Genomic DNA, 12,583 nt, shown 5'->3' on the forward strand with positions numbered 1-12,583 from the left:
TCTAGCCGTGGCTGGCCATGCGCGCCTCGCTCTCGATCTGCTCGCGAAGGCTGGCGAAGCGCGGATGGACCTCCTGCCCGAAGAGCGGATCTGCGCTGGCCGGCACCGCGGTGTCGACGGCATCCCAGTCTTCCGGCGTCAGCAACTGCGCCGCGCGCGGCATGACGTACCGCTCCTCGGTCGAGAGATGATTGCGGTAATACACAAGGTACATGGCCGCGGCCGCCTCCAGTGCCGCGCGAGAACTGATCGTGTCGCACTCGGCTTCATTGAGACGCTCCAGCAGCGTTTCGCCGACTGTCGCAATCACGCGGTGCTCCTGCTGGAGACGGCCGACCACGGGGCGCATGTCAGGATCCCGTTCAAGCAGCCGTTCGTAGGCAAGATCCTCGCGCGGATGGTGAATGCGATCACCGAACGTTCGCATGTAATGGATAATCATCCCCATCAGGCTGTAATTAGGCCGCTCCCCCCGGTTGAACAGGATGACCTGGCTTTCCAGAAGGTCAAGCAGCCGGGCGAAATGGACATGGTCTTCATGCCAGGTGGAAAACGCGGTGGCCATGGCGGGGCTCCATCGATTAAGTTCGGTCGCCTTTGAGGCCACGTCGTATCGAAGCCTCGTGCTTGAACCCTATGCTTCTATCCGGAGATCATTCTGATCTGGATCAAGGGACTGCCGATGACCCCACCCCTCCGAAGCCGTCCATGGCGGGCTGGCTCCCAGTCTTCGCTCCCTTCGTATTTCGAGGAGACTCTATGCGCAGCACTGAGCACCCAGTAGTGGAGTGCGTGGGGGTTTGGCTCGTGATCCGGGATTGGCTCCGCGGGCTTTGTCTCGCCGTGCTGGTGTCCCCGGGTGTGGTGTCGGGAATGGAATTCAAGATCTACCACCAACCCCAGCTGGATCTGAAGATGATCATCGGCGCAGGGAAGATCCAGGACGGTGACGCTGACCGGTTCCTCGCCGTCGCCAGGATGGCCGGCCGTGATCGCGAGGGACTTGTGCCTCTCGTGTTGAATAGTCCAGGGGGGAATGTCGAAGCCGCGTTCCGGATGGTCGATGCCATGGACAAGGTCCGCGTCTATACTGCCGTTCCGGATAACGCAAGGTGCGCGTCCGCTTGCGCTTCCATCCTGTTTGCTTCCGGCGAGCGACGCAGCGTCGTTGGCAGCGGGCAACTGGGGTTTCACAGCTGCTACCGGCGCGACGGGAAGACCTACGCAGCGGACTCGCTTTGCAACGAGATCATCGCGGCAAACGCCATGCAACGCGGGGTGAGCCACGCCGCCATCAATCAGTTCGTCAAGCAGTATGGTGCGCAAGACATGGCGTGGGTCCGGCGCAATGTCGCTTGCCGGTCCTTGCAGGGGCTATGCAAGGCGGGGCTGCTGGAAACGCAAAGCGAGGCAAAGGCAGCGTTGATGCGCAGTTTTGATTGCAGCCAGCTTATTTCCGTTCCCGCCCAGCTGATTTGCGGCGATGCGGAACTGGCCCGCGCCGATAAGGCGCTGGCGGGACTTTACGAGCAGAAGCTGAAGGCATCGGCGAACAAGGCGCGGCTGCGTGCGGATCAGCGCGACTGGCTTCGTGATTCCCGTAACCGGTGTAGCGACAAGGCCTGCCTGCTGCAAAGCTATCGCCTGCGCATCGACGCACTGAAGCAGGCGCGCTCGTGAGCGCCTGCCAGCTGGCGGGCGGGGGCTGCGCCCGGCCGGACGCCATCCCTCTTGCCAGTCCCCCCCGCACGGAGTAAAAGTCGGTCCATCAATGCCGACCGCGAGTCGCACGCCCATGGACGAACCCTCCAAGCTCAATGCCGATTCGCTGGGCATCGTCGAGTCGGTGATCATGGGCATCGCCGGCACGGCGCCTGCCTACAGCGTCGAGATCACGACTTCGACGATCATCGGGACGGCCGGCACGCTTGCGCCGGCGAGCATCCTGGTGTGCGGTCTCGTCATGTTCGGCATTGCGTATGCATTCATCAACATGAACCGCGCCCTGGTGAGCGCCGGCACCTCCTACTCGTGGGTGAGCATGGTGTTCGGGCGCACGCTGGGCTTCTTTGCCGGCTGGGCGCTGCTGGTGCTGTGCTGCGTGTTCATGGTTTCCGCCATGATCCCGGCAGCCAACGCCACGCTGCTCATCTTCGACCGGCCAAAGATGAATAACGTGCACTACGTGACGCTGATCGCGGCCGCGTGGCTCACGGTGGTGAGCGCGATCGTGGTCAAGGGCATCAAGCTGACCAGCTACGTGCAAGTGCTGATGACGGTCATCGAAGGCGTCATCCTGCTCGCGATCATCGTCGCGAGCTTCTTCATGTTCCCGCGCGCGCCGCAACACCCGTTCTCGCTGGAGTGGTTCTCGCCCTTCGCATTCTCGCCAAGGCTGTTCGCCAACGGCGCCCTGGTGGCGATCTTCTTCTTCTATGGCTGGGACGTGACCATGAACCTGAGCGAAGAGACGCGGGACGCGAACCGCATCCCGGGCCGTGCCGCGTTCTGGTCGATGGTGTTCCTGATGGCGTTCTTCCTCGTCTTTATCGTCATCACGCTGATCGGCCTGTCGGATGCGGAGATCCAGCACTACAACACCAACATCATCTTCGCCATCGCGGAGAAGCTCTTCGGGCCCGCGTGGGGCTATGTCGCGATCATCGCGGTCTTGCTGAGCACGGTTGGCACGGTCGAGACGCAGATCCTGCAGTTCACGCGAACCCTCTTTGCCAAGAGCCGCGATGGCGCCCTCCATCCCCGCTTTGCGCGCCTGCATCCGCGCTGGCGCACGCCGTACATCGCGATCTTCTTCATCTGGATCACGGGACTCGCGCTGCTGTTCATGTCGTCCTATCTGCCGACGATCAACGTCATCCTGCACGATTCGATCACCGCCATCGGCTTCCAGATCTGTTTCTATCTCGGGCTGACCGGACTCGCCTGTGGCTGGTACTACCGCAAGATGCTGGTGCGCGGACCGTGGCTTGCCGTGAGCCACGTCATCTGGCCATCGGCGAGCGGGATATTCCTGTTCTTCATCGCGCTCTACAGCATTCCGACCTTTGACTGGGTCACCAATGTGGTCGGCATGGGAGGCATTGCCATCGGGGCCATCCCGCTGCTGCTGAATGGCAAAAATATCCGGACGACGCCCGCGGCATGAGTCACCGTTTGCCGTGCTCGCCGGTCCCGGAACCCGCCAGGGATACAGTGCCAGACTGGCGCGAGTCGAGGTACTATGCACCGCTGAACCAGCTCGGAAGGTGAGACGATCACCACCCGCTCGACATCTCCGGCGGGGCGCATGAGGGAGCAAGATTGACTAATCAGGGGAGACTATGAAGATCAAGGTAGAAGCCGCCGTGGCAGCCCCCATGGAGAAGGTGTGGCGAGCCTATACAACGCCGGCAGACATCATGCAATGGAATGCCGCTTCCGACGACTGGCATACCACTGCCGCCACGGTCGACCTGCGGGTTGGCGGCGCCTTCTCCTCGCGGATGGAAGCGAAGGACGGCAGCATGGGGTTCGACTTTGCGGGAACCTACACGAAGATCGTGGAACACCAGCTGATCGAGTATGCCTTTGGCGACCGGACCGCGCAGGTTGAATTCTCGGATGCGCCGCAGGGCGTTACGGTGCGCGTGAGTTTCGATGCCGAATCCCAGTATCCGGTCGAGCAACAGCAAAGCGGGTGGCAGAGCATCCTGAACAATTTCAAGAAGCATGTCGAAGCGCACTAGCGGCAGACGCGAGCCGGCGAAGCGCAACAAGGACCAGGCTGACGTTGGAGCGCCAGCACCTGGTCCTGGGGACGCCGCGCATTAGCGGCATCGGCGACCGGCTCCCGGGTCAGGCCCGCCAGGTGCTGCCCGTCACCTCGCCGCTGCCCGGTTGCGACGGGCTGCCGGCATCGCGGCGCACGCGGATGTCGTTGTTGACTTCGCGGACGCCATAGGTGTCATCCACCAGTTCTTCGATGTAGTACTTCTGGCTGCGGCTGTTCACCGTGCCGGACAGCGTCACCACGCCGTCCTTGACATCGACGCTGACATCGCTGACGTCGAGGCGCCGCGCGTAGCTCAGGCGCTCGCAGATATGGTCGCGGATGCGCTCGTCGGTGCGCTGGTAGCCGCGCGGGCCAGTGGGACGCTCGTGCCGTTCGGAGGTGCCGAACCAGTCGCCCACGGCTTCGCCGATGCGGCGCCCAAGGTTGTACAGCGTGCCATGTTCATCGTCGTCGCGATTGTCGTCGCGACCGTTGTCGACCTCCCAGCCGCGCCGCTGCGCCGCTTCACGGCTATAGTGCCGGCCGTAGCGCCGGTCTTCCAGCCGCTCGTCGTCCGGATCGGTCCAGTAGCGGGTGTCGCTGCGCAGGTCGCTGAAGTAGGTGTCCCGGCCGCCCTCGCCGCGGTCCGATGCGCGCGCGCGTTCCGTGCTTCGGCGCCATTCACGCTCGGCGTATCTGTCGTCGCGCTGCCAGGCCTGCGGATCGCGCCGCCATTCCCTGGCGCGCTCCCAGCCGTAGCCACCGTTCATGCCAGCACGCAGGTCGCTGCCATAGCGGCCGCCCTCGTCCCCGCGATCGCCGCCGCGGTAAGACGCCTGGGTCTCGTAGCTTCCCTGGTCGCTGCTGCCGTAGCGGTCACCATAGCGCCCGCGTGTCGGGTAGTCCGGGCGACGCGCCGCGCCATATTCGCGGTACCTGTCGTCGGTATCCTGGCGTCCATAGCGCTCGTCGGACCACCTGCGGTATGCCTCGGGCTCGCCGCCTCTCTGCCGCGCCGGTCCGCCATAACTGGTCTGCCCCGGCGTCATCCGCCGGCGCATGCGCTCGGATTGCCATGTTTCGCGTCCCGATTCGGGTTGCCAGTCGTCATCGTCCCACTGCCTGCCGCGTTCGCGCTCGTCGTCGTAGTAGTTACTCATGCTCGTGTCCTGAAAGATGGGGAATGCCCAACGCGCACGGCCGGCACGATCGCGCCCGCGTGCGCATGTGCACGTGTATCCAGGAAACGGCAAGATTCGTACCGTGTGGCAGTGTCGCCCCGTGGCGGGCGCTCGCGGCGTGTTATGCGAGCTTTTTGGGGACTTTTTGGGAGCTTTGTGGGGGCTTTGTGGCCCCCGAGGCATTGCAACGATTGCAGAGCATGTAAGGGATGCCGGGCACGCATGCGTCAAGCGCGGCGTGCGACCGTCACCGCTAGCGTCAGGACTTCGCGGTTTCCTTCATCGCCCGGGCCAGGCCAGGGTTCCCGCACATTTCAAGGCCGCGGATCGCCCCCTCGCGATCCGGTGCCTCGTGATGCTGGCTGAGCTTGCGCTTGCCTTCGAGCCGCGACAGGCGGACCTCGATGCCCACGATATGGCTCAGTTGCTCGGCTAGGTAGTCGGCGGGCGCGTCGCCCATCTTCCAGGGGTGTGGTTGACTGGCTTCGTGCTGCCGGGTCAGGCGGGCCACGACGCCGCGGACATAGTCTTCGTCGTCCCGGATATGAAGCGTGCCGTGGGCGTGCACCACCTCGTAGTTCCAGGTCGGGACACGGCGGTGCGTCTGCTGCTTGCCGGGGTACCAGTTGGGCGTGATATAGCCTTGCGCCCCGGTGAAGATCACCAGCACCTGCGATCCTTCGGCAACCTCTTGCCAGACCGGATTGGCCCGTGCCACGTGCGCTTGCAGCACGCCACACGTGCCTTGGGCGGGGTCGAACAGGAACGGCAGGTGATTGGCATCGAAGCCAGCCGCCGTATGGGTGACCAGCGTTGCCAGGGCGTGCTCGCGCATGATGCGATGCAGGGCTTCGGCGCGCGGCTCGGCAAATTGTTCGGGCAGGTACATGGGACTCCACTGTGAACGAGCGTCGTCACGGCGCGACGCTGAGCGCAAGTGTGCCGCGCATCCGGTTGGGTGGGAATAGCCAGTTTGATACCATTTAACCAGACCAGTTGATCCGGCCAGGTGACCAGGATGCCTACTGACAAGCGTGGCCGTGGCGGCCTTGGCCGAGCCTTGTACGACGAATTCCGTGCGCGTATCGCGGATGGCACCTACCCCGTTGGTGCGCAGCTCCCATCAAGCCGCGCACTGGCGGCAGAACGCGGGCTTTCGCGCGCCACCGTGTCGCTGGTCTATGAGCAACTCGCGGCGGATGGATTCATCGATACACGAGGTGGCGCGGTCAGCCGCGTGGCCGCGGGCGCTGCTCCGGCCAGCCTTGTGCGCCGCAACACGCGCGGTGGCGCCGGGACCGTCACGGCAGAACCGCACGCCGGGCGACTCTCCGCATGGGCTGCCCGGGTGGAGAGCATGGCGCTGCAAGACAGCGGCGCGGCCGCCAACGCAGAGATCGACTTTGTTTACGGGCCGCTGGCCGGCCGCGACTTTCCGACGCTGACATGGCTCAAGGCGCTGCGTGCCGTCGAGCGGCAGCGCGCGCCGCGGCTGGCCTACGAAGACCCGCGCGGCAATGCTGAGCTTCGCAAGGCGCTACAGGCGCACCTCAGCCAGACACGCGGACTATCGTGCTCCACGGAACAACTGATGATCGTGAATGGCTCTCAGCAGGCGCTGGACCTGTGCGCGCGGCTGTTGCTGGATCCTGGCGATCGGGTCGCGGTAGAGAATCCGGGCTACCGGATGGCGCACCATGTCTTCAAAGCTTATGGCGCCAGCCTGCAATGCATCGACGTGGATGAACATGGCCTGTGCACCGACCAGCTCCGGTTACTGCGTCAGGCACAGATGGTCTACGTGACGCCGACCCACCAGTTTCCGCTGGGCTCATTCCTGCCGATCGGGCGGCGCAGGGAGTTGTTGGCCTGGGCGGCGCAGCGGCAGGCGTGGGTCGTCGAGGACGACTATGACAGTGAGTACCGCTATTCGGTTCGGCCGGAGGCGACGCTGCTGTCCCTGGATGTGCACGGATGCGTGATCCATGTCGGCACCTTTTCGAAGACGCTTTCACCGCAGCTCCGCCTTGGCTACATGGTGGTCCCGGATCGCCTGGTGGACACCTTTGCCACGGCCAAGCGCCTGGCCGATCGCCACGCTGCAACGGGAGTCCAGCGCGCTTTGGCCCTGCTCCTGGAGGATGGAAGCTACGATCGCCACGTCCGGCGCATGCGGCGGTCGCAGCATGCGCGGCAGCGCGCGCTGGTCGATGCTCTTCAGGCGCATCTGTTCGGCCGGATTGAAGTGCAGGGGCTGGCCAGCGGACTTCATCTGGTGGTGTGGATTCCATCCTTGCCGTCAACGGCGGAGCCGGCGCTGGTCAGGGAAGCCAGCCGGCTTGGCGTGCGTGTCTATCCCATCAGTCCGCTCTTCCATTGCGCCGGGCAGCCGAGACCCGCCGGTCTCGTCATGGGCTACGCGTTGCTGGAGCGTGAGGCCATCGTCGAAGGTGTCCGGCGCTTGGCCGAGGCGCTGCGGCGTATGGAGCCATCTGTGTAAGGCAGTCAGGCCATGGTGCTATCCTGCTGCGGTTGCCTCACCTTGACCGAACAGCCAGCAGGAGGAAGGTATGACCATGACGCTCTACTACAACCCCCAGAGCCGCGCCTCGGTGGCGCGCTGGATGCTGGAGGAGGTCGGGGCCGACTACCAGTTGCAGCACATCGATTTCACCAAAGGGGAGAGCCGGTCGCCGGCTTTCCTGGCCATCAACCCGATGGGAAAGATCCCGACCCTGGTTCTCGATGACGGTACGGTCCTGACCGAGAACGGCGCGATCATCGCCTGGCTCGCGGATGCCTTTCCGCAGGCCGCGCTGATACCGCCGCCGGGCTCTTCCGCGCGCGGCACGGTGCTTCGCTGGCTGTTCTTCTGCGGCAGCTGCTTCGAGCCTGCACTGACCGATCGAATGATGCGGGCAGACGCACCGGTGTCGAGGCAGGCCGTCGGCTGGGGCGACTACGACGATGTGATCGACGCCATCGAGAAGGCCCTGACGCCCGGGCCGTTCGTGCTGGGTACGGCTTTCAGTGCCGCGGATGTTTACCTGGGGGCGTCGCTTGCCTGGGCGGGCAGGTTTGGGGCGCCGCGCATTGGTGATAGCCGGGTTATCCAGGACTATGTCGGGCGGGTGACCGCGCGGGAGGCATTTGTGCGGGCGGCGGGGGAGTGAGGGGCGGCGGTTCCCTGAGCAAAACGGACACCTCACGCTGCCCGTTTTCTTTTGCCCCATTCGCTCCTGGCTCCTGTTACCTCGCACTCACCACCAGCCGCTCTTCGGCTTACTGCTGGCGCAGCGCTTCAGTTGTCTGACCCTTGCCGTCCGGCGCCCAGCCCGGAGGCATCGTCAGGTAGCCGATCGCATTCAGCACGCTGCCCGATTTCATCATGTCCCTGCCCAGGCTGACCCAGTGTTCGAACTGGTTGACGAGCGGATTGCGCGTGGTGGTCGGGTGGACCAGGCCGAAGCGGCACGGTTCGTCTTCACGCTCTTCGACGTAGGTGCCGAACAGGCGGTCGAACACGATCAGCACGCCGCCGTAGTTGGCATCGAGGTAATCGATGTTCGAGGCATGGTGCACGCGATGCGCCGACGGGGTGTTGAACACGTATTCGAACCAGCCGAGCCTGGGGATCCAGGTGGTGTGCAGCCAGAACTGGTACAGCAGGTTCAGGCTCAGCGTGGCGAGCACGACCTCGGGTCGCACGCCCAGGAAGACCAGCGGCGCGAAGAACACGGCGTTACCGGTGATCTTGCCGGTCCAGCCCAGGCGGTAGGCGGTGCCCAGCGTCAGTTCATTGGGCGAGTGGTGCACGGCATGCGTGGCCCAGAAGAAGCGGATGCGGTGCGACGCCCGGTGGTACCAGTAGTAGCAGAACTCCTGGCCGATGAAGAGCAGCAGCACGGCCAGCGCGCCGTTGATCTCGACCGTGAAGAGGCGATGGTCCCAGGCAAACGCGAAGATCGGCGTGGCCAGCGATAGCGGCAGCAGGACCATCAGCTTGCGCCCGATCATGTCGACCAGCGACAGCCCCATTTCATGCCAGGGGTAGGCCTTGCCTTGCCGGCGGGCCTTGCGGGCCAGGAAGAAGGCCTCGACCAGAGAGACCGACACGACGAAGGCCGTGGCGAGGAGGGTGATCTTATTGAGGTTGTGCATGATCGTCCTGTGTGGGGAGCGGGTGGCGCCTTGCCTTGCGGAGCCGGCATTGCTGCGTCGGTGAGGCTAATGTAGCGGGCGGCCGCGCCGGGCGCCACGCGGGAAATATGTCGCCATGTGTCATGGCCGCAGATCGGGCCGCACGCGGGAGGCGGGAATCCTCAACGGTCGACTTCGGCATCACGCAGGTCGTCAATGGCAACTGGGGCGTGCACGCCATCATCCGGAAGTCCTTGTTCACGGCTGCCTCGTGATGGCGAGCGCCGGATGGGCCTAACAATTGCTGGCGGGATGTTCCATACTTCATGCGTTGAACCGGGGCCAGGCGCCGAATAACAAGCGGAGGAACGTTGCCATGAAGCTGATTTCCATTGCAGTGCTGGCGTCCGTGCTGACGGGATGCGCCATGAACCAGGCATCGCCAGGCGGCGCGCAGGGGGCGCCCGCGGCAAGCTGCAAGGCGACTTCGGAGCAGGAGATCGCGGCGCTGTTCGACCGGTGGAACCAGTCGCTGCTGACGGGCGATCCGCGCAAGGTGGTGGCCAACTATGCCGACCGGTCGATTCTCCTGCCGACGGTTTCCAACAAGCCTCGCGTGACGGTCGCGGAGCGGGAAGACTATTTCCAGCACTTCCTGGAGGACCGGCCTTCGGGGAAGATCGATTTCCGCCAGATCGAGCTCGGATGCAATTCCGCGGTGGATGCGGGGCTCTATACATTCACCTTCGCGCGCACGGGCGCGGTGGTGAAGGCCCGCTATACCTACACCTACCGCTGGGATGGATCGCAATGGCTGATCACGAGCCATCACTCGTCGGCGATGCCGGAAAAGTGACCGGAGCAGTGAGGGGGCGCCCCATCGGAATGCACCGCGGGCTCACTGCATGACTTGCTGCCTCTGGTACTCGTTGTGTTTCATGCTCATGTAGGCATCCCGATCCACTTCATGCAGCTGACGCGAATACTGCTCTGTCGCGTCGAACCACTTGGCCAGACGCTGATCCAGGCGCTTGTCGGATGGGACGGACAGCGTGCCGAGGTAGGTGTCGATGGCCAGGTAGTAACGCATCGTGTTGCGCTCTGTCAGTCCCCGTACGCCGCTGATGTATTCGGCTTGTCCGGAAGACGGATCGCGCGCGGTGGTGAAGCCGACCTTGCCATGGCCCAGGGTCGCGAGATAGGTTTTCATCGCGATGCGACCGGTCGCGCCATAGCTGTATGAGTAGGTCAGATGCAGAAAAGTGCGGGTAGCGGAAATGGACGTGACCTCCAGCACGATGCGGTAGTCCCTGGTGCTCATCGGGCCGGTATCCGCATCGAGGTTGACCTGAAAATACTCCGGTCCCGTCGCCACCACCCGGTAGTTGAATTGCACGCGGTAACTGGAGGAAAGTTTCTCTTCGACCTTCCTGCCCAGGTTCACGGTAAGGTGGGCGCTGTTTCCGCTGGCCGATGCATGGCAATACTTGACGTTCAGGTGCAGGATCAACACGTCGCACCAGTTGGCGGGACCCTGTACGGGATCGTTGAGTGTGCCGTTGACGCTGGCGAACGGATAGTCGACCACCGCATAAATATCCCCTGTGAGCGTGGAATCGGATTCCGTTGACTTCAGGTACAACTGACGCCGAAACGGATTGTGGCTCAACGGTTCCGCCAGGCTCGCGTACTTGTCGCGCAGGCGCGCCGCATTGCCGCTTTCCTCGGCAAACAGGTCGGGGCACACGCCGACCAATGCCATCATCGCGAGGATCAGGCCCGCCGCGATTCGTTTGCCGCTTATTGTCATCATGGCAAGTCCTCTCGTTGGTCCTGCATAGCGAGCCGCGAGCGGCTACAGCAGGTCCAGTTGCAGGTGCTGTCGCGCGACCCTTTCGCAGAGCATCGCAACCTCCTTGTCCACCGCATAGAGAAACAGCAATTCCTTCTCGGAGCAATGACGCGTTCTCCGCCAGATCTTCGACTTCACCCGATAGTTCTCGTCCACGTCATTCGGGGTGGTACCCGCTTCGCGTATGACTGCCCGAATATCCCTGGAGAGAATCCTCGCTCTCGACGCTGCATGTTGGCCGCCCAGCATATAGACGGCGGACTTGATCCTTTCAAGAAAACTCAATTCCAATCCTTGACGGTTGCAGATACACATCCACCGGAGTCCACGTTCGCAAAGCCGCTTGAAGTGCTCGCTCGCGCTCCGTCGAATATCGCTTAGAGTCAATATAGGGTCTTCGCCACCGGCCTTGTTTGCATTGCATGCAGATGACTTTGCATTTGCCGCCATGTGAAGATTGCTCGGCTCAGTGGGAGTAGGCCGCATCGATGGTGGGCAAGTGCCGTCGCATGACTCAGTCACTCCGGCGCCGGCGGCCGGTGCGGATGAAAGCACCTGAGTAGCCAGTTCAAGGAAGAAGCCAATGGACAGAAACACCGCTGACACAGCCCGGCCAGAGAGGATTCCGGGCAAGGACCACCCGATTACCATCGAACGCAATCCGTCACGGGTGGTGGTCACTGTGGCCGGCAAGGTCGTCGCCGATACGCGCAATGCGTTGACGCTGCGCGAGGCCACTTACCCGGCAGTCATCTACGTCCCGCGGGAAGATGCTGAAATGGGCATGCTCGAGCGCACCGAACACGCAACGTATTGCCCATATAAGGGCGATTGCGCCTACTTCTCGATTCCGGCAGGCGGCGAGCGATCGGTCAACGCCGTCTGGACATACGAGAACCCGTACGAGGCCGTCGCACTGATCCGCAATCACCTTGCGTTCTATCCCGACCGCGTGGACACGATCGAAGAAATGCCGCCCGAAAGCCTGGAAGGCGGCTGACGCGGAGCGGGTGCCGCTCCGCGTCATGCGTGGATGCGGCAGGGCGTCAGCGCTGGCCCTGTTCCGCATCCAGCGCGAATCTCTTCGGCAGCCTCTGCGTAGCCATTGGAAGTCGTGGGTGGCAAATGGCGGCTCCTGAAGCGCTTCGGCCGTCGATGTCTGGGCGGCGCGTGGCAGCGCTCGCAGCGGCAAGTAGCCTTGCACTAGCGACGCTTCAGTTCAGCCAGGAGCGTCTGCGCGCTGCGCATATCGGTGAGGGCACTGCCTTCCGTGATGCTGTCGCAGGCGGGCTGCAGCACGGCGTATGCATGCTGAACGTCGTCCGCTGCTGCCAGCCGACGGGCAAGGCTGATCGCCGCCCGTAGCCCGGGAAGACCCGCGCCCTGCCTTTGTGCAACGGCGATTGCCTCGTAAAGGGTCGCGAGCGCTTCGTTTCGTTGCATGGGGTGCCGGGTCGCAAGCAATTCGCCTTTCAGGCGCAGCATTTCCGATAGCTGGAAGCGTCCGCCGTGATGATTGACTGCGGCGAGCGCCGGGCCTGTCCGTATTTTTGTGTGCGAGGCGGTTTTGAATTCTGTCAGCTTCGAGCGGCAGTAAATCGCTCGCCATACAGAATAGCAAACTGATTCATGGCGGAC

The 12,583-nt window shown here is 63.5% G+C and carries 13 protein-coding genes and 1 pseudogene; 7 read left to right on the plus strand and 7 right to left on the minus strand.

Features of this window, described 5'->3' with window-relative positions; all coding sequences use genetic code 11:
* Window position 1 precedes the first annotated feature (1 nt).
* Window positions 2–565 (minus strand): hemerythrin domain-containing protein, encoded by a 564-nt coding sequence (locus AC3FNH_RS26000; protein ID WP_488722108.1) that lies wholly within the window; start codon window positions 563–565, stop codon window positions 2–4.
* 308 nt (window positions 566–873) lie between these two features.
* Between AC3FNH_RS26000 and AC3FNH_RS26005 the strand changes: the two genes are divergently transcribed.
* The 3 genes from AC3FNH_RS26005 to AC3FNH_RS26015 all read left to right on the plus strand — a co-directional run bounded on the left by AC3FNH_RS26005 (window position 874) and on the right by AC3FNH_RS26015 (window position 3,746).
* Window positions 874–1,680 carry a lysozyme inhibitor LprI family protein gene (locus AC3FNH_RS26005; RefSeq protein WP_276101846.1) on the plus strand — a complete coding sequence of 269 codons (807 nt, stop codon included), beginning with the start codon at window positions 874–876 and terminating at the stop codon, window positions 1,678–1,680.
* Window positions 1,681–1,795: 115 nt separating this feature from the next.
* Window positions 1,796–3,166, plus strand: coding sequence for an APC family permease (locus AC3FNH_RS26010; RefSeq protein WP_488722109.1), 1,371 nt, complete (start codon window positions 1,796–1,798; stop codon window positions 3,164–3,166).
* A gap of 175 nt (window positions 3,167–3,341) precedes the next feature.
* A complete protein-coding gene (locus AC3FNH_RS26015; protein ID WP_488722110.1) occupies window positions 3,342–3,746 on the plus strand; it encodes an SRPBCC family protein in 405 nt (134 codons plus the stop codon).
* A gap of 109 nt (window positions 3,747–3,855) precedes the next feature.
* Here AC3FNH_RS26015 and AC3FNH_RS26020 read toward each other — a convergent pair whose 3' ends face one another.
* Together AC3FNH_RS26020 and AC3FNH_RS26025 are read right to left on the minus strand one after the other, a co-directional pair.
* Complete coding sequence (locus tag AC3FNH_RS26020) at window positions 3,856–4,932, minus strand: BON domain-containing protein (RefSeq protein WP_488722111.1); 1,077 nt, start codon at window positions 4,930–4,932, stop codon at window positions 3,856–3,858.
* Between the two features lie 280 nt (window positions 4,933–5,212).
* Window positions 5,213–5,842, minus strand: a complete 630-nt coding sequence (locus AC3FNH_RS26025) for an FMN-binding negative transcriptional regulator (RefSeq protein ID WP_488722112.1) — start codon at window positions 5,840–5,842, stop codon at window positions 5,213–5,215.
* A gap of 129 nt (window positions 5,843–5,971) precedes the next feature.
* Between AC3FNH_RS26025 and pdxR the strand changes: the two genes are divergently transcribed.
* Together pdxR and AC3FNH_RS26035 are read left to right on the plus strand one after the other, a co-directional pair.
* Window positions 5,972–7,453, plus strand: a complete 1,482-nt coding sequence (pdxR, locus tag AC3FNH_RS26030; RefSeq protein WP_488722113.1) for a MocR-like pyridoxine biosynthesis transcription factor PdxR — start codon at window positions 5,972–5,974, stop codon at window positions 7,451–7,453.
* A gap of 70 nt (window positions 7,454–7,523) precedes the next feature.
* Entirely contained in the window at window positions 7,524–8,126 is a 603-nt protein-coding gene (locus AC3FNH_RS26035; protein ID WP_276101841.1) for a glutathione S-transferase family protein, read from the plus strand.
* 109 nt (window positions 8,127–8,235) lie between these two features.
* Here the strand turns inward: AC3FNH_RS26035 and AC3FNH_RS26040 are convergent, their stop codons facing one another.
* Window positions 8,236–9,114 (minus strand): sterol desaturase family protein, encoded by an 879-nt coding sequence (locus AC3FNH_RS26040; RefSeq protein WP_488722114.1) that lies wholly within the window; start codon window positions 9,112–9,114, stop codon window positions 8,236–8,238.
* 355 nt (window positions 9,115–9,469) lie between these two features.
* On the opposite strand from AC3FNH_RS26040, the gene AC3FNH_RS26045 reads away from it, so the two are divergent.
* Window positions 9,470–9,949: a DUF4440 domain-containing protein gene (locus AC3FNH_RS26045; protein WP_488722115.1), complete on the plus strand. Its 480-nt coding sequence runs from the start codon at window positions 9,470–9,472 to the stop codon at window positions 9,947–9,949.
* Window positions 9,950–9,991: 42 nt separating this feature from the next.
* Here the strand turns inward: AC3FNH_RS26045 and AC3FNH_RS26050 are convergent, their stop codons facing one another.
* Together AC3FNH_RS26050 and AC3FNH_RS26055 are read right to left on the minus strand one after the other, a co-directional pair.
* Window positions 9,992–10,906 (minus strand): hypothetical protein, encoded by a 915-nt coding sequence (locus tag AC3FNH_RS26050; RefSeq protein ID WP_488722116.1) that lies wholly within the window; start codon window positions 10,904–10,906, stop codon window positions 9,992–9,994.
* 42 nt (window positions 10,907–10,948) lie between these two features.
* Window positions 10,949–11,395, minus strand: coding sequence for a hypothetical protein (locus AC3FNH_RS26055; protein WP_488722117.1), 447 nt, complete (start codon window positions 11,393–11,395; stop codon window positions 10,949–10,951).
* Window positions 11,396–11,528: 133 nt separating this feature from the next.
* On the opposite strand from AC3FNH_RS26055, the gene AC3FNH_RS26060 reads away from it, so the two are divergent.
* The gene (locus tag AC3FNH_RS26060; RefSeq protein WP_488722118.1) at window positions 11,529–11,945 is read left to right on the plus strand and encodes a DUF427 domain-containing protein; all 417 of its coding nucleotides are present in this window, start codon (window positions 11,529–11,531) and stop codon (window positions 11,943–11,945) included.
* Between the two features lie 203 nt (window positions 11,946–12,148).
* On the opposite strand, the pseudogene AC3FNH_RS26065 reads toward AC3FNH_RS26060, so the two are convergent.
* Window positions 12,149–12,583 (minus strand): annotated as a pseudogene (locus AC3FNH_RS26065) (hypothetical protein); the annotation flags it as partial.

The sequence above is a fragment of the Cupriavidus sp. 22TCCZM01-5 genome, assembly GCF_057798915.1.

What these genes read in the sequence shown, in the direction of transcription:
- AC3FNH_RS26045 (WP_488722115.1), top strand. Translation starts at nt 9,470, where the DNA reads ATGAAGCTGATTTCCATTGCAGTGCTGGCGTCCGTGCTGACGGGATGC.
- AC3FNH_RS26055 (WP_488722117.1), bottom strand. Translation starts at nt 11,395, where the DNA reads ATGGCGGCAAATGCAAAGTCATCTGCATGCAATGCAAACAAGGCCGGT.
- AC3FNH_RS26005 (WP_276101846.1), top strand. Translation starts at nt 874, where the DNA reads ATGGAATTCAAGATCTACCACCAACCCCAGCTGGATCTGAAGATGATC.
- AC3FNH_RS26035 (WP_276101841.1), top strand. Translation starts at nt 7,524, where the DNA reads ATGACCATGACGCTCTACTACAACCCCCAGAGCCGCGCCTCGGTGGCG.
- AC3FNH_RS26025 (WP_488722112.1), bottom strand. Translation starts at nt 5,842, where the DNA reads ATGTACCTGCCCGAACAATTTGCCGAGCCGCGCGCCGAAGCCCTGCAT.
- AC3FNH_RS26050 (WP_488722116.1), bottom strand. Translation starts at nt 10,906, where the DNA reads ATGATGACAATAAGCGGCAAACGAATCGCGGCGGGCCTGATCCTCGCG.
- AC3FNH_RS26020 (WP_488722111.1), bottom strand. Translation starts at nt 4,932, where the DNA reads ATGAGTAACTACTACGACGACGAGCGCGAACGCGGCAGGCAGTGGGAC.
- AC3FNH_RS26010 (WP_488722109.1), top strand. Translation starts at nt 1,796, where the DNA reads ATGGACGAACCCTCCAAGCTCAATGCCGATTCGCTGGGCATCGTCGAG.
- AC3FNH_RS26015 (WP_488722110.1), top strand. Translation starts at nt 3,342, where the DNA reads ATGAAGATCAAGGTAGAAGCCGCCGTGGCAGCCCCCATGGAGAAGGTG.
- AC3FNH_RS26060 (WP_488722118.1), top strand. Translation starts at nt 11,529, where the DNA reads ATGGACAGAAACACCGCTGACACAGCCCGGCCAGAGAGGATTCCGGGC.
- pdxR (WP_488722113.1), top strand. Translation starts at nt 5,972, where the DNA reads ATGCCTACTGACAAGCGTGGCCGTGGCGGCCTTGGCCGAGCCTTGTAC.
- AC3FNH_RS26000 (WP_488722108.1), bottom strand. Translation starts at nt 565, where the DNA reads ATGGCCACCGCGTTTTCCACCTGGCATGAAGACCATGTCCATTTCGCC.
- AC3FNH_RS26040 (WP_488722114.1), bottom strand. Translation starts at nt 9,114, where the DNA reads ATGCACAACCTCAATAAGATCACCCTCCTCGCCACGGCCTTCGTCGTG.